This is a genomic window from Glycomyces dulcitolivorans (assembly GCF_003265355.1).
Classification (GTDB): domain Bacteria; phylum Actinomycetota; class Actinomycetes; order Mycobacteriales; family Micromonosporaceae; genus Glycomyces; species Glycomyces dulcitolivorans.
Window position 1 is genome coordinate 13,422 of the sequence record NZ_QFRW01000317.1, and the last position, 24,107, is coordinate 37,528.

The following is a 24,107-nucleotide window of genomic DNA, read 5'->3' on the forward strand; positions in this document are numbered from 1 at the left end:
GTGGAGCTCACCGGGCGCGGCAAGACGCTGCTGGCGGTGAGCGTGGTCGTCGGCCTCACCGCCCTGGCGGTGGGCGAGGGCGACCTGCTGCGCGCCGCCGTCCTGGCCGCGATCGCGCCGCTGGGCGGCCTGTTCGTCCTGCGCTGGTCGCGGCCGGCGCTGGAGTCGAACCGGGTGCTGAACCCGGCGCAGGTCGAGGCCGGCCAGGCCACGCAGGTTCGGCTGGGCATCCAGAACATCGGGCGGAGCCGTCCGGCGGCGCTGATGCTGGAGGACCGCATCCCCTACCGGCTGGGGAACCGGCCGCGGCTGGTGCTCGAACGCCTCGCGCCGGGGGCGCGGAGCGTCGTCAACTACACGATCACGCCGGGCTCGCGCGGCGCCTACGAGCTGGGGCCCTTGACGGTGCGCACGTCGGACCCGTTCGGGCTGGCGGTGTCGGTGCAGGAGTTCCCGGTGACCACCGAGCTCATCGTGACCCCGCGCATCCAGCCGCTGCGCAGCCTCCTGCTGCCGGGCGGCGCGGGCATGTCCTCGGGCGAGTCGGCGGCGCACACCGTCGCGATCACCGGCAACGACGACATCGCGGTCCGCGAGTACCGCAGCGGCGACGACATGCGGCGCGTCCACTGGAAGGCGAGCGCGCACCGCGGGCAGCTGATGGTGCGCCGCGAGGAGCAGCCGTGGGAGAACAACGCCGCGGTCCTGCTGGACGTGCGGCGCGGCGCGCACCGCGGGGAGCTGTCGAGCTTCGAGTGGATGGTGGACGCGGCCGCGTCGGCGACGGTGCGGCTCTCGCGCGACGGCATCGACCCGTGGCTGATCACCGCGCACCGCGACTTCGAATGCCGCCAAGGCGATTACAGCACCGCGATGCGGTACCTGGCGACGGTGGCCGCGGCCCCCGAGGCCCCGATCGGCGCGATGGTCGAGAAGGCCCAGCGGGCCCGCTCGGTGTCGGGGATCGTCGCGTTCCTGGGTCACCTGACGCCGGAGGAGGCGGCCACGCTGGGGCGCCTGGCGCGGCGCGGCGGGCACTGCACCGCGCTCGTGGTCGACCCGGTCCGGTGGATCCCCAAGGCCGCGTCGAGCCGCGTGGACCCGCGCGAGCAGGCGTTCGCGCAGCAGCACGGGCAGGCGCTGTCGACGCTGGCCGCCGCGGGCTGGCAGGTGATCCCGGTCGTGGCCGGGACCGAGCTGCGCCGGGTGTGGACCCGCCTGAGCGCGTGGAGGACTCTGGCATGAACGGACAGCGCCACGCCACAGTGGTAGCGGCCTCGACCCTGGCCCTGACGCTGACGCCGCTCATCGGGATCTTCGACGGCCTGGGCTGGGCGTTCCCGGTGATGCTGACGATCACGATGATCGCGGTGTCCGGGTCGCTCATGCGCGCGGCCGGACGCGGGCAGGGCCTCCAGACCCTGGCGATGGCCGCGGCGCTCGTCGTCGTGCTCACCGCCGGGTTCGGCGACGGCACCGGCCTGCTGTTCATCGTCCCGCTGCCGGCGACGTTCGCGCACTGGGCGGTCCTGGCCCAGGAGGGCGTGTCCGCGATCATCGTGAACGCGCCGCCTGTGGAGGCCACCGGCGGGATCATGTTCCTGACGATCCTCGGCGTGGGCGTCGTCGCGATCCTGCACGACATGTTCGTGGTGGGCCTGCGGACCCCGGCGCTCGCCGGGCTGACGCTGCTGACGATGTACCTGGTGCCGGTGTCGGTCGCGCCGGACGCGACCGCGTGGTTCTGGTTCATCCTCCCGGCCGTCGCGTACCTGTGGATCCTCGGCGACGACAACCTGCGCCGGGTCTCCTCGTTCGGGCACCGCTTCACCGGGACCGGGCAGCTGGTCGGCCGCGGGTTCCCCTCGCCGCTGGCGCGGACGGCGCGCTGGTCGGCGGCCGGGTTCGTGGCCGTGACGCTGCTGGCGCTGACCCTGGTGCCCGCGAACACGTCCGGGCTGATCGACAACGTCGCCGACGGCATCGAGGGCGGCGGCGAGTCGTACGGCATGGGCGACGTCAACCCGTGGGCGCAGCTGTCGGGCTCGCTGAACCGGCCCGAGGAGGTCGACATCCTGCGGGTGACCACCGACGACCCGAACCCGCAGTACCTGAAGATGCACGTCCTCGACGAGCTGTCCTCGGACGGCTTCGCGCCCAACGAGTACCAGGGGACCGACGACCTCGGCGACCTCGACGAGCCCGAGGGCGAGACGTACACCGCGCAGATCGAGAACCTCCAGCTGGAGGCGTCGGTGGTGCCGGTCTATGGCAAGCCGGCGTCGCTGAACATCCCCGGGGACTGGCGCATCGACCCCGACACCGGCGTCATCGTCGGCGACGGCGGGACCGACATGGGCGACGTCGAGAACTACGAGGTCGTGTACTCCGAGCCCGCGCCCGACGCCGAGACGCTCGCGGCCGCGGACGGCATGGACCCCGGCGACGAGCGGTGGGAGGCCAACACCGCGCACCCGGACGTGCCCGAACTGAGCGGCATCGTCGCGGCCGAGACCGACGGGCTCGACACGGTCCACGAGAAGGTCCTGGCGATCCAGGCGTACCTGTCGGCCGCGAACGGCTTCTCGTACTCGCTGGAGACCGCCGACGCGGGCAACGACGAGGCGATCCTGGACTTCCTTGACACGAAGCAGGGCTACTGCCAGCAGTACGCGGCCGCGATGGCGTGGATGCTCCGCGAGGCCGACGTGGCCGCGCGCGTGGTCGTCGGCATGTCCCAGGGCACGCGCCTGGACGGCGACCAGTGGCTCCTCACCAGCCACGACTACCACGCGTGGGTCGAGGTCTACTACGACGGGCCCGGCTGGGTCACGTTCGACCCGACCCCGTCCTCGGGCGTCCCCGGCTCGGTCAACTTCCCCTGGGCGCGAGAGCCTTCCGAGGAGGTGAACCCGTCCGAGGAGCCCTCCGAGAACGACATCTCCCCCGAGCCGACCGCGGCGCCGACCGACGAGAACGGCCAGACGCTCCCGGCCGAGGGCTCGACCAACGCCCCCGGCGCGGACGCCTCCGACGAAGCGGACGAGGCGCTGCTGCCGTTCCATCCCGGCTGGTTCGCGCTCCTGCCGCTGCTGGTCGTGCCGTTCCTGCCCGCGCTGTGGCGCGGGTCGGTGCGCCGGCGCCGCCTGAACGTCAAGCACCTGACGGCGGCGACCGCGTGGGACGAGGCGATGGACCTGGCCCTGGACTACGGGGTGTCCATACCGGAGTCGTACACGCCGCGGCAGGCCGCGGGCGTGCTCGCGACGGCCGCGCCTGGCGCGCGGGACGCCGCGAACGCGCTCGGCTCGGCGATGGCGCTCTACCGGTACTCCCCCAGGGGCGCCGACCCCGGCGGGCTCGCCGACGCGCTCAAGGACCTGTACGCCGAGCTGGACAAGAACTCGGAGCCGCGCGTGAAGTACCGGGCGATGTTCTGGCCCGCGTCGCTGATCGCGAAGTTCAGCGCCGACCGGGCCGAGCAGTCCGCGCGCATGGCGCGGCGCTCGGCGCGCACGACCGACCGGATGCGGTCGGCGCTGCGGCGTCCGCGACGTTCGAACAACCGCGACAGGCGCGGTGTCGGAGGCCGAGCCTAGGGTTGCCGGTATGTACAGAAGCGGCGGATCGGCCGGCCCGGCGGACGAGGGCGGCCAGGGCTTCAGCCAGCCGACCCTCGACAGCTTCGGCACCCCGCTGCGTGAGGTGACCTTCTGCGTGGTCGACCTGGAGACCACCGGGCTCGCCGCCGACGCGTGCGGCATCACCGAGATCGGCGCCGTCAAGGTCAAGGGCGGCGAGGTCGTCGGCGAGTTCTCGACCCTCGTCAACCCCGGCGAGTCCATCGACCCGCGGGTGACGCGCCTGACGGGCATCACCGACGAGATGGTCGCCGACGCCCCCGGCATCGAGACGGTCCTGCCGATGTTCCTGGAGTTCGCGCACGGCGCCACCCTCGTGGCCCACAACGCGGGCTTCGACATCGGGTTCCTGCGCCACGCCTGCGAGCTGACCGACACCCGCTGGCCCCGGCCCCCGGTCGTCGACACCGTGGTCCTGGCGCGGCGCCTCACGGAGAAGAGCGAGGTCCCCAACCGGCGCCTCGGCACGCTCGCGCGCCTCTTCGGGTCGCCGGTGACCCCGAACCACCGGGCCCTCGACGACGCCCGCGCCACGGTGACGGTCCTGCACGGGCTCATCGAGCGCGCCTCGGGCCACGGCGTGGTCACCGACGCCGAACTCAGCGAGTTCTGCCGCGCGATCCCGTCCGAGCTCCAGAAGCGCAAGCGGCACCTGGCCGACGGGCTCCCGCAGGGGCCCGGCGTGTACATCTTCCGCGACGCCGACGACCGGGCGCTGTACATCGGCGTCTCGGTGAACGTCGCTTCGCGGGTGCGCAGCTACTTCTCGGCGGCCGAGCAGCGCAGGCGCCTGCGCGACATGCTCGCCTCGGCCGAGAGCGTCGAGGTCGTGGAGTGCGCGCACCGGCTCGAAGCGGGCGTCGCGGAACTGCGGCTCATCTCCGGCGGGAAGCCGCCGTACAACCGGGCCGCGAAGTTCCCCGAGCACCGCAGCTGGGTGCGCCTCACCGAGGAGCCGTACCCGCGGCTCCAGGTCTCCCGTAAACCGCCCGCTCCGGGTACGCCCCGGCTCGGCCCGGCCTCGGGCACGCAGGCGCAGGCCGCGATCAGCGCGATCGAGGCGGCCCTGCCGATCCGCTCGTGCCGGACCCGCCTGTCCCCCAAGCGGATGTCGCCGACCTGTGTGCTCGGCGAGATCGGCAAGTGCGCGGAGCCGTGCCGCCACACGGTCAGCGTCGAGGAGTACGGCGTCCTGGTCGAACAGGCCGCGAGCGCGATGCAGGGCGACCCGGCCCCGATCGCCGAAGCGGTGGGCGAGCGGCTCGCCGAACTCGCGGGCTCGGAACGCTTCGAGGCGGCCGCTGAGCGCCGCGACGAGCTCGGGGCCTACTTGGCCCTGGCCGCGTCCTCGCAGCGCGTCAGGAACTTCGTGGCGGCCGGGGAACTGGTCGCTGCGGGCCGCGCCAAGGGCGGCGGCTGGGAGGTCGCGGTGATCCGGCACGGCATCCTGGCGGGCGCGGTGAAAACGCCGCCGCGCGCCGACCCGATGCCGTACATCGCAAAGCTCCGGGAAACCTCCCGCGTCGTCGAACCCGTCGACGACGTGCTCGACGCCGCCCACGCCGCTGAAGCCCGCCTCCTCCTCGACTGGCTCGCCAAACCCGAGGTCCGCCTGGTGCTGATCGAGGGCACCTGGGCCACCCCCCTCAACGGAGCCGAACGCATGGACGGCACGGTCCCCCACGACCCCAACCCCTGGCGCCGCTGACACCCGCTGTCGGACCCCCGAGGCATCGTTGAAGCCGGGGGCGCCCGCGACCCGACACACCCGACCTCGCGATCCGGCCGACCACATCGTGAGATCCGCTCGCGCACCCTCCGGCGCCCCAAGGAAACCCAGAGTTCCACTCTCCGGAAACCCGCAGTTCCGGCGAAACGGACGTGAGTCGTCTCGCATTCATTTGCGGCACTTGAGGTTTCCAAGCCGGGCCCCGTCCCGGTACGCTGTGTCATCCGCCCGCTGCGGCGGCCCTGCCGAAATCCGACAGTGTCTAGTGTCGATTCTCTCCAGGAATCGTTGTACATCTAGAATGCGGTCAACCTTGGGCATCGGAGGCTTTCATGTTGCGCGCATTGCTTTCGGCTACTCGGACTGCCAGACCTGACGACCCGTGGGACCTCGCGGGGAAGGTGGCGCAGCTCGAAGCGGCGCACCGTGCCCATTTCGCCCAGCCCGACATGCTGCTGGTCCGGCGCGCGTACCGCATCGCCGAGCAGATGCACCGGGGCCAGGCCCGCCGCTCCGGCGAGCCCTACATCACCCACCCGATCGCGGTGTCCACGATCCTCGCCGACCTCGGCGTCGACACCCCCACGATCGCGGCCGGGCTCCTCCACGACACCGTCGAGGACACCCCGTACTCCCTCGAAGCGCTCCGCGGCGACTTCGGCGACGAGATCGCCGTGATGGTCGACGGCGTCACCAAGCTCGACAAGATCCACCTCGGCTCCGCCGCCGAGGCCGAGACGTTCCGCAAGCTCGTGCTCACCGCCGGCCGCGACATCCGCGTCATGATCATCAAGCTCGCCGACCGCCTGCACAACATGCGCACCATCAAGTTCAAGAAGCGCCCCAGCCAGATCCGCATCGCCGAGGCCACCCAGGACGTCCTCATCCCCCTCGCCGACCGCCTCGGCCTGTACGTCATCAAGCGCGAACTCGAAGACATCGTCCTGGAGACCCTCCAGCCCGAGGTCTTCCAGCGCATCAAGGAGCACATCGGCTCCGACACCGACCGCAAGCGCCAGGTCGAGCACATCGCCCCGCAGGTGCGCCGGGCCCTGCGCGAGTTCAAAGTGGCCGCGCGCCTCCTCGACCGGCCCCGGCACCCGTACTCGGTGTACCGCGAGATGCAGAAGCACCCCGGCACCGGCCCGGCCGACCCGCCGCGCATGGTCATCGTCGTCGACGGGCCCCTGACGGACTGCTACGCCGCGCTCGGCGCGATCCACAAGCTCTGGAAGCCGGTGGGCGGCAAGTTCCGCGACCTCATCGCCGCCCGGAAGTTCAACCTGTACCAGTCGATCCACACCGCGGTCGCCGGCCCGGGCGGGCAGTCCGTCGAGTTCCTCATCCGCACCCGCGAGATGCACGAGACCGCCGAGGTCGGCATCGTCGCCGGCCTCCGCCAGTCCGGCGGCGACCAGATGGAGATCCAGCTCCCCTGGCTCCAGCGCCTCCTCGACTGGCAGCACGAGGTCGCCGACTCCGGCCAGTTCCTCGACTCGCTCCGCTGCGACCTGGCCGACCAGGACATCCTCGTCTTCACCGGCGAGGGCGAGCAGCTGACGGTCCCCAAGGCGTCCACCCCCGTCGACGTCGCCTACTGCTCAGGGCCCTCGAAGGGCCACCGCCTCATCGCCGCGTACGTCAACGGCGAGATCGCGCCCCTGTCGCAGTCCCTGCGCGACGGCGACACCGTCGAACTCGTCCTCACCGCCGAGCAGCCCTACGGGCCCTCGAAGCAGTGGCTCGACCACGCCAAGACCCCCGAGGCGCAGCTGCACATCAACGACTGGTTCGGCGCCGTCGACGACCTCGACTCCACCGGCGAACTCCCCGTGATCCCCATGCAGCGCTTCGAGGACGAGCTCAAGGCCGGCAAGAACCGCCTCTGGCGGTCCTTGATCGCCCGCGGCCGCGGCCTCGCCGGCGAGCAGCCCCTCCACGGCGTGGCCTCGTCCCTCGGCTACCCCGACCTCGACTCCCTCTACCTGGCCCTGGCCCGCGAGAAGCTCGACCCCGACGAGCTCGCAGAAAAGCTCATCACCACGGTCGACCGCTACTAGCGCCCCTTGTCGGACCCCCGCGCCACACTCGAAACGGGGGCGACCGCGAATCGAGCATCGCTCGCATTCGCCTGCGGCGCAGCCTGTCGTACCCCCGCGTCATCGTTGAACGGGGGGCCACCCCGGGGGACATATCCGGAATTCCCGAAACGCGAAGCAGGGCCCCGCCTTCCGGCGGGGCCCTGCTCATCGTCTCGCTAGTGCTTGCTGCCCGACTCGATCTCGTCGCGCGCAGCGCTGCCGTTCTCGGACGGCTCCTCGATCGACTTGAAGAAGCCCTTGTCGGTGGGCGGCAGCGCCCCGACGCGGTTCATCTTCTTGGGGACGACCCAGCCGTTGTACTCCAGCTCGGTGTGCCCGTGCTCGTCCGGCTCGGCCAGCGGCTGGTGCACCTCGTAGAAGCGCCCGTTCGGGTCGCGCATGAGGATGCCCGTCTCCAGGCCGTGCGCGAGGACCTCGCGGTCGTGCTGCTGGAGGCCCAGCGCGATCCGGTACGTCAGGTAGTACGCGATGATCGGCAGGACCACGATGCCGATGCGCCCGGCCCAGGTCATCGCGTTCAGGCTGATGTCGAACTTCTCCGCGAACACGTCGTTGCCGCCGGAGACGGCGCCGATGGTCCAGAAGACCACGACCATGACGCCGAGGCTGGTGCGGCCCGGGTTGTCGCGGGGGCGCTGGAGCAGGTTGTGGTGCCCGCGGTCCTTGGTGAACCGCCGCTCCAGCGCCGGGTACAGCAGCGGGAGCAGCACCGACAGGCCCATGCCCGCGATCGCCGGCCAGAACACCGCCGGCAGCGTGAAGTACGGCGGCACCCGGAACTCCCACGCCGGGAACAGGCGGATGAGGCCGTCCAGGTACATGACGTAGAAGTCGGGCTGCGAGGCCGAGGACACGACCGAGACCTCGTACGGCCCGAACAGCCAGATCGGGTTGATCTGGAACAGGCCGCCCATCGCCGCGAGCACGCCCCAGATGAAGAGCATGAAGCCGACCTGCTTCATCACGTAGTTCGGGAACATGCGGTAGCCGACCACGTTGTGCTCGGTGCGCCCCGGTCCGGGCCACTGCGTGTGCTTCTGGATGAACACCAGCGCCACGTGGACGACGATGAGCCCCAGCATGAGCAGCGGGAAGATGAACACGTGGATGATGTAGAGCATCGGGATGACCGTGGTGCCCGGGAACTGGCCGCCGAACAGGGCCGCCGAGGCCCAGGGCCCGATGAACGGGACCGAGGCGGTCATGCCCTCCATGATGCGCAGGCCGGTGCCGGACAGGCCGTCGTCGGGCAGCGAGTAGCCGAAGAAGCCCTCGAAGAAGCCCAGCCAGAACAGGACGATGCCGATCATCCAGTTCGTCTCGCGCGGCGCGCGGAACGCGCCGGTGAAGAAGATCCGGAGCATGTGGACCAGGATCGAGGCCATGAACAGCAGGCAGGACCAGTGGTGCATCTGCCGCATGAACAGGCCGCCGCGCACCTCGAACGAGAGGTGCAGGGTCGACTCGTAGGCCCGCGACATCTCGATGCCCTGGAGCGGCACGTACGCGCCGTCGTAGGTCACCTCGGTCATCGAGGGGTCGAAGAACAGCGCCAGGAACGTGCCCGACAGCAGCAGGAGGATGAACGAGAACAGCGCGATCTCGCCCAGGAGGAACGACCAGTGGTCCGGGAAGACCTTGTTGAACAGGACCCGGGCCGGACCGGCGAGCTTGAAGCGGTCGTCGAGCTCGCCGCCCGCCTTGGTCAGCAGGCTGTCGCTAGATCCGTTGCGGCGTTTCACTTCTCATCCTCCTCGGGGAGGGACGGGCGGTTCCAGAACGCCGGGCCCGGAGGCACCAGGAAGTCCGACGTGGCGGTGAAGTAACCCTCGTCGTCCACTGTAATCGGGAGCATCGGCAGGTGGCGCGTGGCCGGACCGAACACGGGGGCGGCGTTGTCGACCACGTTGAACTGCGACTGGTGGCACGGGCACAGCAGGCGCTGGCTCTGCTGCTCGTACAGCGAGGCCGGGCAGCCCACGTGGGTGCAGATCTTGGAGTAGGCGACGAAGTTGCCCCAGAGGGCGTCGACGTCCTGGTACATCGGGTACAGGTTGCCGCGCAGCGTGGCCGCGTCGGTCTCCCGCAGGTGGATGAGCAGGGTCGGCGCGGTCGGGAACTGGTTGGTCGCGCCGTGGTCGATCGCCGGGTAGACGGTGATCTGGCCGCCGGCGGAGACCATGTCGGGCCGCACGAGCGCGCCGTCCTTCATCATGAGGCGGATCGGCTCGCCGTCGTTGTAGCGCTCGGCGTTCCAGCCGGTGACGGTGTACATGTCGCCTGGGTCCTTGATGAGCGCGCCCAGCGGAGCGATCGCGGCCAGGCCGAGCGGCGCGGCGGCGAGCAGCGCCGACTTCACGAGGAAGGGGCGGCGGCGCAGGCCCATGTCGTCCACCATGGTGTCCACGGTGGACTCGGCGATGCGCCGGTCGTCCTTGGAGGAGCCGCCGTCGTGGCGGTCCTGGACCAGCTCCTCGACCGGGAGGAGCTTCTTCGCCCAGGTGAGCACGCCGACCGCGAAGAACAGCAGCGCGAACCCGAGGAAGAACCCGAGGACCGGGGTGTACCAGGTCTGCGGGTCGCGCCAGGTCGCGGCGCCCTCGTACTCCCAGGGCCACCAGATAAAGGCGGCCACGAACAGGGTCGCGAAGAGCCCGGCGAGCAGGAACAGGCCGCCGACGATGCGCTCCATGCGCTTCTCGGCCTTCGTCCCCGGCTTCGGGAAGCGCGGCTCGTAGTGGATGATCTCGATGTCGTCGCGGCGCAGGCCCTCTTTGTAGACCTCGAAGCGGGTCAGCTTCGGGTCGTCGAGGTCGACGGGCTCGACCTCGTCACGGGCGCTGTCGTTGTGGGCACTCACGATTTACCTGCAATCCAGAGCGTGGTCAGCAGGAGCGCAGTCATGCCGACCAGGAAGATGGCCAGACCTTCGGTGGACGGGCCGTACCGTCCCAGGGTGAAGACGCCGCCCGGGTCCTTGTCGTCGTTGACGACGTACTGGACGTAGGCGATGATGTCGGCCTTCTGCTCGGGGGTGAGCTCGTTGTCGGCGAAGACCGGCATGTTCTGCGGACCGGTGAGCATCGCCTGGTAGATCTCCTCGTCGGAGACGCCGATCAGCGCGGGCGCGTGGGCGCCCGAGGAGAGGGCGCCGCCGCCGCCGGCGTAGCCGTGGCAGGAGGAGCAGTTCACCCGGTAGAGCTCGCCGCCCTCGCCGACGTCGGCGTTCTCGACGAGTTCCGCGAGGTCGTCGGGAACCGTGGCGCCGCCGCCGAGGTACTCGATGTAGGCGCCGAGCCAGGCGGCCTCCTCCTCGGTGAACACGGGGTAGTCCGAGTCGGGGGCCTGGGCGCCCTGGGCGGCCATCGGCATGCGGCCGGTGTTCACCTGGAACTCGACGGCCGCGGAGCCGACGCCGATGAGGCTCGGACCGCGGCCCTCGATGCCCTCGCCGTCGTCGCCGTGGCAGGTAATGCAGCTCGTGTCGTAGAGCTCCTGGCCCTTGACGACCTCGGAGTCGATCGCGTTGTCCTCGGCCTCCTGCGCGTACAGGCTCGGCGAGAACACCGAGTAGAGCCCACCGACGATGACCAGTGCGCCGGTGAACCTGGCCAGCGCGCCGAGGCGCTTGCGCCAGCCTCGCCGGCGTTTCGCTGATGCAGCCACGGTTGTTGCCTCACCTTTATCTAGCTCTCGGACCGGGCGGGGCCCCCTGTCGGGAGGGCCTTCACTCGGCCGGCGGCCGCCTCCGGGCGGCGGCCGTCGCGTTTCTCGGATGTGGCCCCGACGCGAGCGCCAGGGCCTGTTGCCTTGGGCCGCAGGCGCGTCCGGGTGGGAGGCGCGGGCGGCCGGTAAGTCTCAGTACTGGGCCATCGGAAGGAAGTAGATCACGGCGAAGAGCGCGATCCAGACCACGTCGACGAAGTGCCAGTAGTAGGACACCACGATGGACGCGGTGGCCTGGGCGGGGCTGAAGCGGCCCATCGTCGTGCGGATGAGGTAGACGATGAACGCGATCAGGCCGCCGGTGACGTGCAGGCCGTGGAACCCGGTCGTCAGGTAGAACATGGTCCAGTAGCCGTCGGCGGAGATCGAGTGCCCCTCGCCGACGAGGTTGCGGTACTCGTTGACCTGGCCGAGTACGAAGACCAGCCCCATGATGAACGTGATCGCGAACCACAGGCGCAGCTTGTAGACGTCACCGCGCTCGGCGGCGAAGACGCCCAGCTGGCAGGTGACGGACGAGGCCACCAGGATCACGGTGAACACCAGCGCGTACGGGATCTCGAGGTGGTGGTAGCCCTCCTCGAACATCGTGGGCGCGGCGGCCTGGATGGAGAAGTACATCGCGAACAGGCCCGCAAAGAACATCAGTTCGCTGCTCAACCACACGATGGTGCCGACACTGACGACATTGGGCCGGGTCAGTGAGTGGATTCGGCTGGGGTCGATAGTTGCTTCGGCGGCAGTCACGCGCACATTATTACGGCTCGGCGGTCCCAACCTGCGCATGGGGTGCGTATTCCGCGCGTGTCGCGCGGAGTAGGCTCCCAGTCGCTTCTCAGCGTGTGCCCAGGTCATTCGCGGTTCGCCTACTGTAGGCGTTCCCGGACGGGGAAGTGGCCGCGCCGGGCTTCCCATTTCGGTGTGGCCCGTTTAATATGCGAAGCGTGAGTACCTCAACGGCTGAGTACGCAGTCCTCCTTTACAGTCATCGACCCGCGGTCATCGAACAGATGCGCTCGGCCATCGGCGAAGAGCCGGTCGAGGGGATCAGGATCGAGTACGCGGTCGCAGGTGAGTACGACGAGGCGGTGGCCCTCATCGACAAGTACGAGATCGACCTCGTGCTGCTCGACGGGGAGGCGCAGCCCGCCGGCGGCCTCGGGATCGCCCGCCAACTCCGCGACGAGTTCGACGAGCCGCCGACGCTGGCGGTGGTGGTCGCGCGGGACGCGGACCGGTGGCTGGCGGCGTGGTCACGCGCCGATGCCGTCCTCAAGCACCCGCTCAACCCCGTGACGACCGGGCAGACGGTAGTAGACTTGCTGGTCAGCCGGGCATCGGGCTCGGCGCCGGCGCAGCGCGCCGCCTTATAGTTCCTTCCCCGGGAGACCGTATGTCTAGTCCGACCTGGCCCGATGTCCTCGCGCGCCTTTCCAGCGGCGACCATCTCGACGAGGCCAGCGCCGACTGGGCGATGGCGGAGATCATGGCGGGCAACGCCGATCCGGCGCAGTTGGCGGCGTTCGCGGTGCTGCTGCGCTCGAAGGGTGAGACGCCCGAGGAGATCGGTGCGATCGCGGGCCGGATGCTCGCGGAGACGACCCGTCTGGACCTGTCGGACCTGGGCGTGGCGGTGGACATCGTGGGCACCGGGGGCGACGGCTCGAACTCGGTGAACATCTCGACGATGGCGGCGATCGTGGTCGCGGCCGCCGGTGTGCCGGTCATCAAGCACGGCAACCGGTCGGCGTCCTCTTCTGTGGGTTCTGCGGATCTCCTGGAGGCTCTGGGCGTCGACCTCGACGCCACTGCGGAGCGCGTGGAGGCGTCCGTGCGCGAGGTGGGCATCGGCTTCGCGTTCGCGCGGACGTTCCACCCGGGGATGCGCCACGCCGGTCCGATCCGGGCCGCGCTGGGCATCCCGACGGTGTTCAACCTGCTTGGCCCCCTGACGAATCCGGGCCAGCCGCAGGCGGGCCTGATCGGCTGCGCGGACCCGGTGAAGGCGCCGCTGATGGCGCAGGTGTTCGCGGCCCGCGGGGCCTCGGTGTTCGTGGTCCGCGGCGACGACGGCCTGGACGAGATCTCGACGTCGGCGACGACGTCGCAGTGGATCGCCTCGGGCGGGCGGGTATCGGTGGGCTCCATCGACGTCAAGGAGGTCGGCCTCGCCAACGCCGGCCCCGAAGCACTCCGCGGCGGCGACATCGACTTCAACACGAACGTCGCCCGGCAGGTGTTCGCTGGCGAGTCCGGCCCGGTTCGGGACGCGGTCCTCATCAACGCCGCGGCGGCCATGGCCTCGCGGCAGGGCCTCATCGACGGCGTCGACCTGCACGACGTGAAGATCCGCCGGGGCCTGCTGGCCTCGAACCTGGAGCTGGCGTCGAAGGCGATCGACGCCGGCGCGGCGAGCGGCCTCGTGGACCGCTGGGCGGAGTTCAGCAAGAAGCAGTAGACGTGAAAACACGAAGGGGCGGAACGCGATCGCGTTCCGCCCCTTCGCTTTGCCGTCTTATTCGTACTTCTTGAGCTCGTCCTCGGAGGCGAGGGTCGCGGGGCGGGAGCCGGGGAGTTCGGTGCGGATGAGGACGCAGCCGCACTCCTCGCAGCGGAGGACCTCGTCGATGGGGGCGGACTTGATCGGGATCATGTCGGCCGGGGACTTCTCGATGCGGCAGGACCCGCAGCGGCGGCCGACGAGTTCGGCGGCGGCGATGGGCTGCTTGGCGTGGATGCGCTCGTAGAGCTCGACGAGGCGGTCGGGGATGTTGATCGCGAGGGCCTCGCGGGTGGAGGAGGCGTCGGCGGTCTCGGCCTCGATCTCTCCGAGGAGGCGGCCCCGGTCGGCTTCGGCGTCGGCGAGGACGGTCTCGGCCTCGCCGAGCTGGCGGCGGGCCTCGGCGAGCTCGGCGTCGAGGGCCTCGCGGCGCTCCATGAGTTCGAGCTCGTCGTCCTCCAGGCTGGCCTGGCGGCGGGCGAGGGATTCGAGTTCGCTCTGGAGCCCTTCGAGCTCCTTGGCGCTGGCGCCGGCGGCCATGCGGTCGCGGTCGGAGGCGGCGCGGTTCTTGACGAGGTCGACCTCGCGTTCGACGCGGTCGATGTCGCGGTCGAGGTCGGCGATGTCACCGGTCAGGTTGGCGGCCTTGTCCCCCAGGGCGCGGAGGCGCTGCGACGCGGTCGCGAACGCCGGGTCGGCGTCGAGCTTCCTACGGCGCTGCGCCAGCTGCGAGAGGGTGGTGTCGACCGCCTGGAGTTCGAGCAGTCGGCGCTGATCGAAGAGGTCGGCTTTCAACTAGTTCACCCCGGGTTTCTGGTGGATGGTCCACGGATCGGTGTCGAGGTCGGAGACGATGACGTCGTCGACCAGACGGGACAGGTGCTCGGCAACAGTATCGAGCCAGGGCCGCTCGGTCGCCCAGTGGGCGGCGTCGATGAGGGCCGGACCGCTTCCGGCGAGGTGCTCGCTCACCGGATGGTGGCGGAGGTCGGCGGTCAGGTAGGCGTTCGCGCCGGCCGCCGCGGCGTCCGCGATGAACGAGTCGCCGGCGCCTCCGCAGACGGCGACGGTGCTGATCTGGCGGTCGGGGTCGCCCGCGGCGCGCACGCCCCACACGGTCTGCGGAAGGGCCTTGGCGGCGCGTTCGACGAGGTCGGCGAGGCTGAGGGTCTGCGGGAGGCGGCCGATGCGGCCGGAGCCGCGGCCGGTCCCGTGGTGCTCGGCACCGGTGAGCGGCCGCAGGGGCCTGAGGTCGACCAGGCCGAGCCGGTCGGCGAGGGCGTCGGAGACGCCGGGGTTGGCAACGTCGGCGTTGGTGTGGGCGACGTAGAGGCCCATGCCGGACTCGATGAGGGTGTGGACGAGGTCGCCCTTGTAGTCGGCGGCGGGATCGAGGCTGGAGACGCCGCGGAGCAGGAGCGGGTGGTGGGCGACGATGAGGTCGCAGTCGGCCTCGATCGCCTCGATGACCGTGGCGGGGACGACGTCGACGACGCAGAGGATCCGGCGGACCGAGTTCCCGCCGCGGCCCACGACGAGGCCCACCCGGTCCCAGTCCTCGGCCCAGCGGCGCGGGTACAGGTCGTCGAGTGCAGCGGTGATCTCGCTGAGCGTGCGCATGTGCCTGAGTCTATTGACGAATCGGGCGCCGCGGTGAGGGGTGTGCCCGGAGCCTGAGCAGCGGCGGCTCCGGGGCACACTCGCGCACCGTGCGCGACGGGAGGGACGGGTCCTCGAACGGACCGGGCCCCTCAGTTCAGGGCGCCCACCTCCTCGGCGAGGCGCCGCACGTCCTGGGCGGGCTCGCCCTTGGAGCGGTGCAGGATCTGGTCGATGAGGTCGACGGCGAGCGGCCGGCAGCGGATCTCGGCCGGGGCGTTGCGGTCGGCGGTCACCAGGTGGCGGCCGGCCCGCTCGATGTCGCCGACCTGGATGCAGGCCCGCGACATGTCGAGGAAGTGGTGCGCGCGCCGCTCGGCGACCAGGTCGGCCAGCGCGGCGGGCGGGATGGACTCGTGGACGGCAAGCGCGTCGCCGCCCTCGCCGAGCTCGACGAAGGCCGCTGCGCGGTGCAGCAGCACGTTCGTGGGCCCGAACGAGGTGTAGTAGTAGTTCGCGTCCCGGCCGAGGATGTTGGCGGCGCGGGAGGCGCTGTCGAGCAGGTCGTCGCTGGTGGTCGCGTCCCCGGCGAGGGCGGCGGCCATGGCGCCCTGGAGCAGCAGCGCCCCGTAGACGCTGATCGCGGCCGGGCTGGAGGACTCGCCGCCGTGCTCGGAGATGAGCCCGTGGGCGACTTGGACGTTCAGGTCGAGTGCGGCCTGGTAGCGGCCGAGGGACCGGAGCGCGTTGGCGACCCGCGTGGTGGCGATGCCGGCCAGGAGCGGGTCGTTGCCGCGGTTGGCGGCGGAGATGGCGCGGTCGGCGGCGAGCCAGGCGAGCTGGGCCTCCCCGAGCTTGCGCAGGACCGTGGACGCGATCTGGTAGACCTGCGTCATCAGTTCGGCGGCGTCGGCGCTGGTGCCGCCGACGGGCTTGTCCTCGGCGACGGGCGTGTCGCGCAGGAGCTGGATGAGCGACCTGGCGACGACCGGGTAGTGGCCCTTCTCGAAGGCGAGCCAGCAGTAGTTCACGGCCCCTTTGAGTTCGGGGATGGGTGTCGGGTCGAGCGGGGCGGCTTCGAGGAAGCGGCCGAGGCGCTCGTAGCGTTCGAGGGACTGGCGGATGGACTCGACCTCCACCTGGTCGAGGCAGCCGCCGAGGCCCGGCCGGCGCCGGGGCTCGCGGCCGAGGAGCTGGGCGGAGTCGACGCTCAGCGCTTCGGCGAGTTCGGTGATGACGGAGTACTTGTCGAGGCGGCGGACGCCGCGCTCGATCTTGTCGACCCAGCTCTTGGACTTGCCGATCCGGTCGGCGAAGACCTGCTGGGACATGCCGCGGCGCTGACGCCAATAGGCGACGCGCCGCCCCATAGGTTGCGTTTCGGACTCCATGTCAGACCCCACCGTCTATATAGGAGTTACACGAGGACTTCGGGACTTCAGAGGTTCAGGTCTCGCAGTTGCGTGCGGTATTCGGTTGTGCGTGCGGTTCGGCGCGGCCCCGACCAGAGGGCCGTCGCCGCGCCGGGGCGCGGTGCGGCGGTTGTCAGCAGTGCTTTGGTTGTCTTGACCCGCACGAGGTTCGGTTCCGCCGGCGCGGCACCGGACGTGCCGCACGCGGCGCCCCGACACTATGTGTTTACCGTCTTTCGGCCTGGTGCACAACGGCCGCGAACTGCCAATGTGACGCTCTGGTGGAGCGTGCTTACAGTCTTGCTCGGATGGTCCGGTCCACTGTCGCCTATCAGGGGTTATGCCGGGTTTCGGTCGCCCGAACTCGTGAAACTTGCACATGCAACGTGTCGATTCAAGGGCCTCACTCGTTGTGTCGGATATGAGACACAACCGAGTAGTCGCGCGCCGCGAACATCGGCGCGCCTTCCGCAGGGCGTTCCTGACCGCCGCCGTCGCGACCGCGCTGGCCGCCGCACTGGGCTACGCGATCGCCTTCTCGCCGCTCGCCGGATGGGCGACGCTCGGCGTCGCCGCGGCGGGGGCCGTGAGCCTCTGGCTCGAATCGCGCGCCGGCCGCGCGGCCACGCCGCCGCCCGTGCCGCGCCTGTACTTCTTCCCCTCGTCGAGCGACGACTGAAGCACCGCCGAGCGACGACTAGTTGAGGCGGACCACCAGGCACTTGCCGCCCTGGTACACGCCGCCGTCGACGTTGAGGACGAGCCCGTCGCAGTAGCGGCGGGCCTGGGTGACCTGGGACGGTTCGAGCTCGGTCGTGTCGGGGATCGTCGAGTGGCCGTGGATGAGCTCGTCGCCGCCGAAGGACCGCAGCAGCCCGCGCACGCGCGCGGGGCCCTCCTCGCCGAGGAACTCGTGGCGGCGGGTCAGCTCCCGGAACAGCTGCCACCACTCCTCGGGCTCGTCGGAGGCGAGGATCTTGCGGACCGCGGAGTTCACCGCCTCCTCGCTGCGCCCGTACGCGAGGTAGGACTCGGAGTCGGAGTGGACCAGGAGCGAGCGGTCGACGACGTGGAGGACCCGGCGGGTCTCCAGCCACTTCACCTCGTCCTCGGTGAGGGAGTCGAGCTCGTCCTCGAAGCCGCCGTTGAGGACCCACCAGTGGAGGAACTGCCGGTCCATGCCGTCGACGTCGGTGAACGCGACGTCGCCGAAGCGCCGGGACCCGAGCACCAGCACCTCGTGGTTGCCGATGAGGGTGTCGACGTGGCCGCCCTCGGCCGCGGCCTGCCCGGCGAGCCGGCGGAGCAGCCGGACCACGGCCACGCCCTCCTCGCCGCGGTCGAACAGGTCGCCGAGGATCCACAGGCGCGCGTCGCCGCCGGTCCACTTCGCGTCCGCGTCGACGAGTCCGCGCCCGCGCAGCGCCTCCAGGAGTGCGTCGAAGTGGCCGTGGATGTCGCTGGCCACGAACAGCGGACTCGATTCAGACATGGTGCCGATATTAGTGCGGCGGGATGCCGTTCGGTGAGGTTGTCGCCTGCACGTTCACAAGCACTCCCTATCCGCTTGCCGCGCGGCAGGTAGGCGCAATAGGATTCGGCCACCGCCATTCTCAGCCGACCGCCGCGAGGAGCATCCGTGACCGACAACCCGTTCCTGTCCCCCTCCGAACTCCCCTATCAGCTCCCGCCGTTCGCGGACATCCGCAACGAGCACTACCTCCCGGCGTACGAGGCCGGCATGGCCGAGCAGCTGGAGAAGGTCGCGGCGATCACCGCGAGTGCGGAGGAGCCGACCTTCGCGAACACGATCGTCGCCCTCGACCTCTCCGGCCAGGGGATCCTCAAGCGGGTCAACATCGCGTTCTTCAACAAGAACTCCTCGGACACCGACGACGAGCTCAACGCGATCGAGTCCGAGATCAGCCCGAAGCTCGCCGCGCACGCCGACAAGATCCTGCTGAACGCCGACCTGTTCGCGCGCATCGAGACCCTCTGGCAGGACCGCGAGAAGCTGGGCCTGGACGAGCAGGACGAGCGGCTCCTGGAGCGCTACCGGACCGAGTTCGTGCGCGGCGGCGCGGCGCTCGACGACGCCGGCAAGGAGCGCCTGGCCGCCGTCAACGCCGAGCTCGCGGAGCTCGCCTCCAAGTTCAACCAGCAGATCCTCACCGACATCAACGACGCGGCCGTCCACGTCACGGACGTCGCGGAGCTCGACGGCCTCGGGGACGACCAGATCGGGGCCGCCGCCTCGGCCGCGAAGGACCGCGGCCTCGACGGCTACCTGATCACCCAGTCGAACTTCTCCCGCCACCCGCTCCTGGAGGACCTGAAGGACCGCGCCCTGCGCGAGCGCCTCTACAAGGCCACCATCGGGCGCGGCAAGGACAACGCCGCCACGCTCCTGCGGATGATCGCCCTGCGCGCCGAGAAGGCGCAGCTGCTGGGCTTCGAGCACTTCGCGGCCTACATCGCCGCCGACGGCACCGCCGGGAACGCCGGCATCATCGCCGAGCGCCTGTCCGGGCTCGCCGAGGCGTCGGTGCGCAACGCCCGCCGCGAGGCCGCCGACCTCCAGGAGGTCATCGACGCCGAGGGCGGCGACTTCCCGCTCGCCGCGTGGGACTGGTCGTTCTACTCCAAGCAGGTCCGCCAGGCCCGGTACGGCTTCGACGCCGAGGAGTTCAAGCCCTACCTCGAACTCGACCGGGTCCTCGTCGACGGCGTCTTCTACGCCGCCGAGAAGGAGTTCGGCCTCACGTTCGAGGAGCGCAAGGACCTCGTCGGGTACCACCCCGAGGCCCGCGTGTGGGAGGTCTTCGACTCGGGGAAGCCGCTCGGCCTGTTCGTGGGCGACTTCTTCACCCGCGACTCGAAGAAGGGCGGCGCGTGGATGAACGCGCTCGTCGTCCAGTCCGACCTCATCGGCGACAAGCCGGTCGTGGTGAACAACCTGAACATCGTCAAGCCGTCCGAGGGCCAGCCCGCGCTCATCTCGGTGGACAACGTGACCACGCTCTTCCACGAGTTCGGCCACGCCCTCCACGGCCTGCTGTCGGCCTGCCGCTACCCGAAGACGTCCATGACCTCGACCCCGCGCGACTTCGTCGAGTACCCGTCGCAGGTCAACGAGATGTGGGAGGACTGGCCCGAGGTCGTCGCGAACTACGCCCGCCACCACGTGACCGGCGAGGCCGCCCCGGCCGAGCTCATCGCGCAGTGGAAGGCCGCCGGCAAGTTCGGCGAGGGCTTCGCGTCCACCGAGTACCTGGCCGCTGCGATCCTCGACCAGGCCTGGCACCGCCTCTCCCCCGAGGACGTGCCCGACGGCGGCGACGACCCGTACGCGGTCGTGGAGGCCTTCGAGCGCAAGGCCCTCGAAGACGCCGGGATCTACCTGCCCGAGATCGCCCCGCGCTACCGCTCGGGCTACTTCGCGCACATCTCCATCGGCTACGCCGCCGGGTACTACTCGTACATCTGGTCGGAGATCCTCGACGCCGACACCGTCGAGTGGTTCAAGGAGAACGGCGGCCTGACCCGCGCCAACGGCGACCACTTCCGCGAGACGCTGCTGAGCAAGGGCGGGTCCATCGACCCGATGGAGTCCTTCCGGCGCTTCCGCGGCCGCGACGCCGAGATCGACCCGCTCCTGGAGCGGCGAGGACTGAAGTAGCAGTCAGGGCCCGGAGGACTTGGCGAAGCTTGCGAGCCAAGCATTGGCACAGTGCTCCGGGCCCTTTCGCTTACAGCGCCAGCGCCTTCTCCCAAGGCGAGGCCACCGGGAAGTACGCCTCCAGGAAGCGCAGCATCATGTCCGAGCGCTCCTCGACCAGCTCCGGCGGGAGCCCGGCGTCGTTGATGCAGAACGTCTCCCGGTCGCGCCGCTCCAGCAGCAGCTCCAGGCGCTCGGCGACGTCGGGCATCCCCAGCTCCACGTACGCGTCCTGGGCGTGCCCGGAGACCGCCCGGCCCGACAGGTGCGCGTAGTAGTGCTGGAGGGTCACGGTGGAGACGTCGGTGACGTTCCGGAAGGCGCTCTTGGCGGTCCGGGACATCTCCTCGTCGAACTCCTTCTCCATCTCGGCGAGGACGCTGCGCTGCAACGGGTACGGCACGTGCTTCATCATCCGCGACACGGTCCGCCCGAAGGCCCGCTCGATGAGCGCGCGGTCGTTCTTGAACGCGGCGTTCGGCGGCGAGTCGGCGCGGCTGACCGGGTCCATGTCGATGAACGTCTGCGCGGGGAAGAACCGCGCGAGGCCGTTCGGCTCGAAGAACAGCTGCGGGCCGACGGGGCGGCCGACGAACATGTCGTCGTTGAAGTACAGGAAGTGCTCGCTGAGCCCCTCGATGCGGTGCAGCTGCGTCTCGATCGCGTGGGAGTTGAACGTCGGCAGCGCGTCCAGGTCGTCGAACAGGTCCCGGTGGTCGACGACGGTGAGGCCCGGCGCGTCCGCGTCGAGCCAGTGCGGGCGCTGGGAGTCGGTGATCAGGTAGACGTGGCGCACCCACGGCGCGTTCAGGTGCAGGGAGCGCAGCGAGAACCGCAGCTCCTCGCGGTCGATGTAGCGCGCGTCGTTGGCGGACTCGGCGTGGTACGGCGACTGCTCGGCCTCGGCGCGGCGGCGCAGCCAGGCGTGGTCGGCGCCGTCGACCCAGGTGTAGACGACGTCGACGGGGAAGCCGACGTGGTCGGGGCCGGGGCGCGCGAACTCCGCGCGGGTCGGCACCGTCGGCAGGTCCGCGTGCGCGCCGGTCGCCAGCGCCGTGAAGAGGCGCCCGGGAGCCGACACCCGGGCGCCGCCCTGGCGGACGACGGGGCTGATGCGGTTGTGCCGCGGGGCGAGGAGGCGCCCGTCGCCGGTGTCGGTCCAGAACTCGACGTCGCATCCGTAGTCGGAGCCGAAGACGAGGTCGCGTCCACTGTCGGTCCACAGCCAGGAGGCGCGCACCAGCGGGACGTCGCCCATGTCGGTGCGGCGGGCCCATTCGGGCTTGTTGAGGCCGAGCTCGGACTCGCGGAACGCGGGTTCGGGCACGGAGAGGCGCCCGCCGGTGGACTCGCAGAGCATGGCGAGGGCGGTGCAGACGCGCTGGCGGTCGGCCGCGGCGGCGCCGAGGACGGGCCGGGTGAGGCTGAAGCCGGGGACGGCGAAGAAGTCGACGCCGGCGGCGGTGAGGATCGCGGTGACGATCTCCAGGTTGCGGCGCCAGACTTCGAGCGGCGTGGGGGCGCCGAGGGCGTACGCGGGGCGGATCTCGCCGCCGTGGAGGACGTGCCCGGAATCGAGGTCGGTGAAGAAGCCGTAGGGTTCGGTGACTTCTTTGCGGGCCTTGGCCAAGGGATCGAAAGGCCTGGGCTCCGCCAGTTCTTCGGCCGTACGGACGAACTCTGTCGCTCGGGTTGCGATACGACGGTCATCGGCTGCGAACAATCGACACCTCCTGACGCTTGCGGCTTTCGCCGATCCGGGGTCTACCGGGACTGCTGCCGGCACGGTGGAGGCGGGTCGCCGTAGACCACGCCTGAACGTCACGTGGCCGGGCTCTGACACGTGTCTCAACAGTAGGCCACAGGGCAGTGACAAAATGGTGTCAGATTCGCGTCCGAAGCGTCAACCGAAACGGGCGCCGCCCCTGGCGACGCCCGTTCGGATATTGAGATGTCTACGCGCCCAAGGGAATTCGGGCCACATGCTCCCAGGTATAGGTGGAGGCGTCCTCGCTTTGGATGACTCGGACCAGGTCTACCCCGGTGACCGTTATCTCCGTCCGGCCCGGCCGGACGTCGCGGAGCTTGTTCTGGATGGCGCCGCGGCGGGCGTCGACGGCGATCGAACTGGACCGGTACGACAGCGAGACGTGCCCGGGACCGCCGCAGGGGCGGCCCACGTTCCCTTCCACGACTTCGTTGATCGCCTCGACGCAGTTCGCGACGAGCGCGTCGAAGTGCGTGCCGGGGAACGTGTCGAGCAGGACGCCGCCGGTCGCGGCGAGCGCGGGTCCGACCGTGAGGGGGAACGCCGGGACTTCGGCGGCCCTCTCGCGCAGGCGCCCGATGAGCCTCGCCCGGACGTCGTCGCCGACCGTCGCGGCGTCGCATTCGACCGAGGCGATCGTGGCGTGGAGCCACTCGTGCGGGACGGGCAGGTCGCCGCCGGCGAGGTCGATGACGGGCCGGTAGGAATCGGCGACCGCCTTGACCTCGGTCAGGTCGGTCAGGTAGACGTGGAGTTTGGTCCATCCGTCCGGCCAGCGCTGCCCTGAGCTGGGAGGCTTCGGTCCGGATGTGGGAGCAGATGTGTTCACTGCTGCATCAGCCTTAAGGCGAGTCGGTAGGCCCCGGGCGGGGCCGGTCTATTCAATTCCACCGCTTGCTACTGGTAGCACCGTTCCGGGAGTCTACCCACGGGGAGCCAGGTCCAATAGCGAACTGAGCGGCGCGTCACGTGGAGTCGGCACGGGCGGGCGGAGGTGGACGGTCCGGTCGACGACCCCGTCGGGCAGCGGCCGGTGGGTGATGATGATCGCGGTCTTGCCTTCAAGAGCGGCGGCGGCGGTCCTGAGTACGCGTTCGGCGGTGGCGGAATCGAGATGCGCGTCGGGTTCGTCGAGGACGAGGACCTCGCGGTCGGCGAGGAGGCAGCGGGCGAGGGCGATGCGGCCCCGCTCGCCGCCCGAGACGGCGCGGCCGTGCTCGCCGAGGCGGGTCTGGAGGCCCAGGTCCAGGCCGTCGAACCAGTCGCGCAGGCCGGCCCAGCGCAGGGCGCGGACGAGTTCGTCGTCCTCGGCGCCGGTGCGGGCGAGGCGGAGGTTCTCGGCGAGGGTGGTGTCGAACACGTGGGCGTCCTGGGAGCACAGGCCGACGGTGCGGCGCACGTCGTCGCCGTCGTACTCGGCGAGTTCGACGCCGCCGAAGCGCAGCGACCCCTCGTAGGGCAGGAAGCCCATGAGGGCGGCGGCGAGCGTGGACTTGCCGGACCCGGAGGGCCCCATGACGGCGACGCGCTCGCCGGGCTGGATCTTCAGGTCGAAGCCCTCGATGGCGGGCCGGTCGGCACCGGGCCAGGTGACCGAGAGGCGCTTGATCTCGATGTAGGGCGGGCCGCCGAGCGGGTTGGGCTCGAAGTCCATGGGCTCCACGGGGTCCGGGCGCGGGTCGGGGGCCTGCGTGATCTCGACGAGGCGGCGGCCGGACTCCTTGGCCGCGGCGGTCTGCTGGGCCGCGGCGGGCAGGGCGAGGACGGGCTCGAACGCGGCGAGCGGGACGAGCGCGAGGCAGGCGAGCAGGACCCCGTCGAGGGTCCCGGCGGCGACCGCGGGGATGCCGGTCCACAGTGCGCCGGTGACGGCGGCGGCCATGGCGAGCAGGCCGGCGGCCTGGCCGAGGCC

Annotated in this window: 19 protein-coding genes; 8 read left to right on the forward strand and 11 right to left on the reverse strand. The window is 70.6% G+C overall.

The window, feature by feature from the left end; genetic code table 11:
- The 4 genes from DI269_RS23090 to DI269_RS23105 all read left to right on the forward strand — a co-directional run bounded on the left by DI269_RS23090 (nt 1) and on the right by DI269_RS23105 (nt 7,430).
- The gene (locus DI269_RS23090; RefSeq protein ID WP_112140349.1) at nt 1–1,245 is read left to right on the forward strand and encodes a DUF58 domain-containing protein; all 1,245 of its coding nucleotides are present in this window, start codon (nt 1–3) and stop codon (nt 1,243–1,245) included.
- Entirely contained in the window at nt 1,242–3,599 is a 2,358-nt protein-coding gene (locus tag DI269_RS23095; RefSeq protein WP_115509865.1) for a transglutaminase TgpA family protein, read from the forward strand. Before DI269_RS23090 ends, DI269_RS23095 begins: the two co-directional genes overlap by 4 nt.
- 10 nt (nt 3,600–3,609) lie before the next feature.
- Nucleotides 3,610–5,349: a DEDD exonuclease domain-containing protein gene (locus DI269_RS23100; protein ID WP_112140353.1), complete on the forward strand. Its 1,740-nt coding sequence runs from the start codon at nt 3,610–3,612 to the stop codon at nt 5,347–5,349.
- A 353-nt stretch (nt 5,350–5,702) separates the two neighbouring features.
- Nucleotides 5,703–7,430, forward strand: coding sequence for a RelA/SpoT family protein (locus DI269_RS23105; protein ID WP_112140355.1), 1,728 nt, complete (start codon nt 5,703–5,705; stop codon nt 7,428–7,430).
- 197 nt (nt 7,431–7,627) lie between these two features.
- On the opposite strand, the gene qcrB is transcribed toward DI269_RS23105, so the two are convergent.
- The 4 genes from qcrB to ctaE all read right to left on the reverse strand — a co-directional run bounded on the left by qcrB (nt 7,628) and on the right by ctaE (nt 11,945).
- Nucleotides 7,628–9,214, reverse strand: coding sequence for a cytochrome bc1 complex cytochrome b subunit (qcrB, locus tag DI269_RS23110; protein ID WP_112140357.1), 1,587 nt, complete (start codon nt 9,212–9,214; stop codon nt 7,628–7,630).
- Nucleotides 9,211–10,335, reverse strand: a complete 1,125-nt coding sequence (qcrA, locus tag DI269_RS23115; RefSeq protein WP_408612325.1) for a cytochrome bc1 complex Rieske iron-sulfur subunit — start codon at nt 10,333–10,335, stop codon at nt 9,211–9,213. Before qcrA ends, qcrB begins: the two co-directional genes overlap by 4 nt.
- A complete protein-coding gene (gene qcrC / locus DI269_RS23120) occupies nt 10,329–11,138 on the reverse strand; it encodes a cytochrome bc1 complex diheme cytochrome c subunit (RefSeq protein ID WP_112140361.1) in 810 nt (269 codons plus the stop codon). Before qcrC ends, qcrA begins: the two co-directional genes overlap by 7 nt.
- Nucleotides 11,139–11,330: 192 nt before the next feature.
- A complete protein-coding gene (ctaE, locus tag DI269_RS23125; RefSeq protein WP_112140388.1) occupies nt 11,331–11,945 on the reverse strand; it encodes an aa3-type cytochrome oxidase subunit III in 615 nt (204 codons plus the stop codon).
- A 263-nt stretch (nt 11,946–12,208) separates the two neighbouring features.
- Here ctaE and DI269_RS23130 point away from each other — a divergent pair, with 263 nt between their 5' ends.
- Nucleotides 12,209–12,571, forward strand: a complete 363-nt coding sequence (locus DI269_RS23130; RefSeq protein WP_232822876.1) for a hypothetical protein — start codon at nt 12,209–12,211, stop codon at nt 12,569–12,571.
- A 20-nt stretch (nt 12,572–12,591) separates the two neighbouring features.
- Nucleotides 12,592–13,656, forward strand: a complete 1,065-nt coding sequence (gene trpD / locus DI269_RS23135) for an anthranilate phosphoribosyltransferase (protein ID WP_112140364.1) — start codon at nt 12,592–12,594, stop codon at nt 13,654–13,656.
- A 57-nt stretch (nt 13,657–13,713) separates the two neighbouring features.
- Here trpD and DI269_RS23140 read toward each other — a convergent pair whose 3' ends face one another.
- The 3 genes from DI269_RS23140 to DI269_RS23150 all read right to left on the reverse strand — a co-directional run bounded on the left by DI269_RS23140 (nt 13,714) and on the right by DI269_RS23150 (nt 16,688).
- The gene (locus DI269_RS23140; protein ID WP_112140366.1) at nt 13,714–14,493 is read right to left on the reverse strand and encodes a zinc ribbon domain-containing protein; all 780 of its coding nucleotides are present in this window, start codon (nt 14,491–14,493) and stop codon (nt 13,714–13,716) included.
- The gene (locus tag DI269_RS23145) at nt 14,494–15,318 is read right to left on the reverse strand and encodes a Nif3-like dinuclear metal center hexameric protein (RefSeq protein ID WP_112140368.1); all 825 of its coding nucleotides are present in this window, start codon (nt 15,316–15,318) and stop codon (nt 14,494–14,496) included.
- 131 nt (nt 15,319–15,449) lie between these two features.
- A complete protein-coding gene (locus tag DI269_RS23150; RefSeq protein WP_112140370.1) occupies nt 15,450–16,688 on the reverse strand; it encodes a helix-turn-helix domain-containing protein in 1,239 nt (412 codons plus the stop codon).
- A 442-nt stretch (nt 16,689–17,130) separates the two neighbouring features.
- Here DI269_RS23150 and DI269_RS23155 point away from each other — a divergent pair, with 442 nt between their 5' ends.
- Nucleotides 17,131–17,388: a hypothetical protein gene (locus tag DI269_RS23155; protein WP_112140372.1), complete on the forward strand. Its 258-nt coding sequence runs from the start codon at nt 17,131–17,133 to the stop codon at nt 17,386–17,388.
- An 18-nt stretch (nt 17,389–17,406) separates the two neighbouring features.
- On the opposite strand, the gene DI269_RS23160 is transcribed toward DI269_RS23155, so the two are convergent.
- Nucleotides 17,407–18,201, reverse strand: a complete 795-nt coding sequence (locus tag DI269_RS23160; RefSeq protein ID WP_112140374.1) for a metallophosphoesterase — start codon at nt 18,199–18,201, stop codon at nt 17,407–17,409.
- A 147-nt stretch (nt 18,202–18,348) separates the two neighbouring features.
- Here DI269_RS23160 and DI269_RS23165 point away from each other — a divergent pair, with 147 nt between their 5' ends.
- Nucleotides 18,349–20,388, forward strand: coding sequence for a M3 family metallopeptidase (locus DI269_RS23165; protein ID WP_112140376.1), 2,040 nt, complete (start codon nt 18,349–18,351; stop codon nt 20,386–20,388).
- Nucleotides 20,389–20,458: 70 nt separating this feature from the next.
- On the opposite strand, the gene DI269_RS23170 is transcribed toward DI269_RS23165, so the two are convergent.
- The 3 genes from DI269_RS23170 to cydC form a co-directional block, all read right to left on the reverse strand.
- A complete protein-coding gene (locus DI269_RS23170) occupies nt 20,459–22,057 on the reverse strand; it encodes a stealth family protein (protein ID WP_112140378.1) in 1,599 nt (532 codons plus the stop codon).
- A gap of 325 nt (nt 22,058–22,382) precedes the next feature.
- The gene (locus DI269_RS23175) at nt 22,383–23,024 is read right to left on the reverse strand and encodes a hypothetical protein (protein ID WP_112140380.1); all 642 of its coding nucleotides are present in this window, start codon (nt 23,022–23,024) and stop codon (nt 22,383–22,385) included.
- A gap of 93 nt (nt 23,025–23,117) precedes the next feature.
- Nucleotides 23,118–24,107 (reverse strand): thiol reductant ABC exporter subunit CydC (gene cydC, locus DI269_RS23180; RefSeq protein ID WP_112140382.1); only part of this gene is annotated, 990 nt, incomplete at its 5' end.

Excerpts from the sequence above, each read along its gene's own strand:
- DI269_RS23095 (WP_115509865.1), top strand. The coding sequence starts at position 1,242 with ATGAACGGACAGCGCCACGCCACAGTGGTAGCGGCCTCGACCCTGGCC.
- trpD (WP_112140364.1), top strand. The coding sequence starts at position 12,592 with ATGTCTAGTCCGACCTGGCCCGATGTCCTCGCGCGCCTTTCCAGCGGC.
- DI269_RS23145 (WP_112140368.1), bottom strand. The coding sequence starts at position 15,318 with ATGCGCACGCTCAGCGAGATCACCGCTGCACTCGACGACCTGTACCCG.
- DI269_RS23160 (WP_112140374.1), bottom strand. The coding sequence starts at position 18,201 with ATGTCTGAATCGAGTCCGCTGTTCGTGGCCAGCGACATCCACGGCCAC.
- DI269_RS23150 (WP_112140370.1), bottom strand. The coding sequence starts at position 16,688 with ATGGAGTCCGAAACGCAACCTATGGGGCGGCGCGTCGCCTATTGGCGT.
- DI269_RS23130 (WP_232822876.1), top strand. The coding sequence starts at position 12,209 with ATGCGCTCGGCCATCGGCGAAGAGCCGGTCGAGGGGATCAGGATCGAG.
- DI269_RS23155 (WP_112140372.1), top strand. The coding sequence starts at position 17,131 with ATGAGACACAACCGAGTAGTCGCGCGCCGCGAACATCGGCGCGCCTTC.
- DI269_RS23105 (WP_112140355.1), top strand. The coding sequence starts at position 5,703 with ATGTTGCGCGCATTGCTTTCGGCTACTCGGACTGCCAGACCTGACGAC.
- DI269_RS23100 (WP_112140353.1), top strand. The coding sequence starts at position 3,610 with ATGTACAGAAGCGGCGGATCGGCCGGCCCGGCGGACGAGGGCGGCCAG.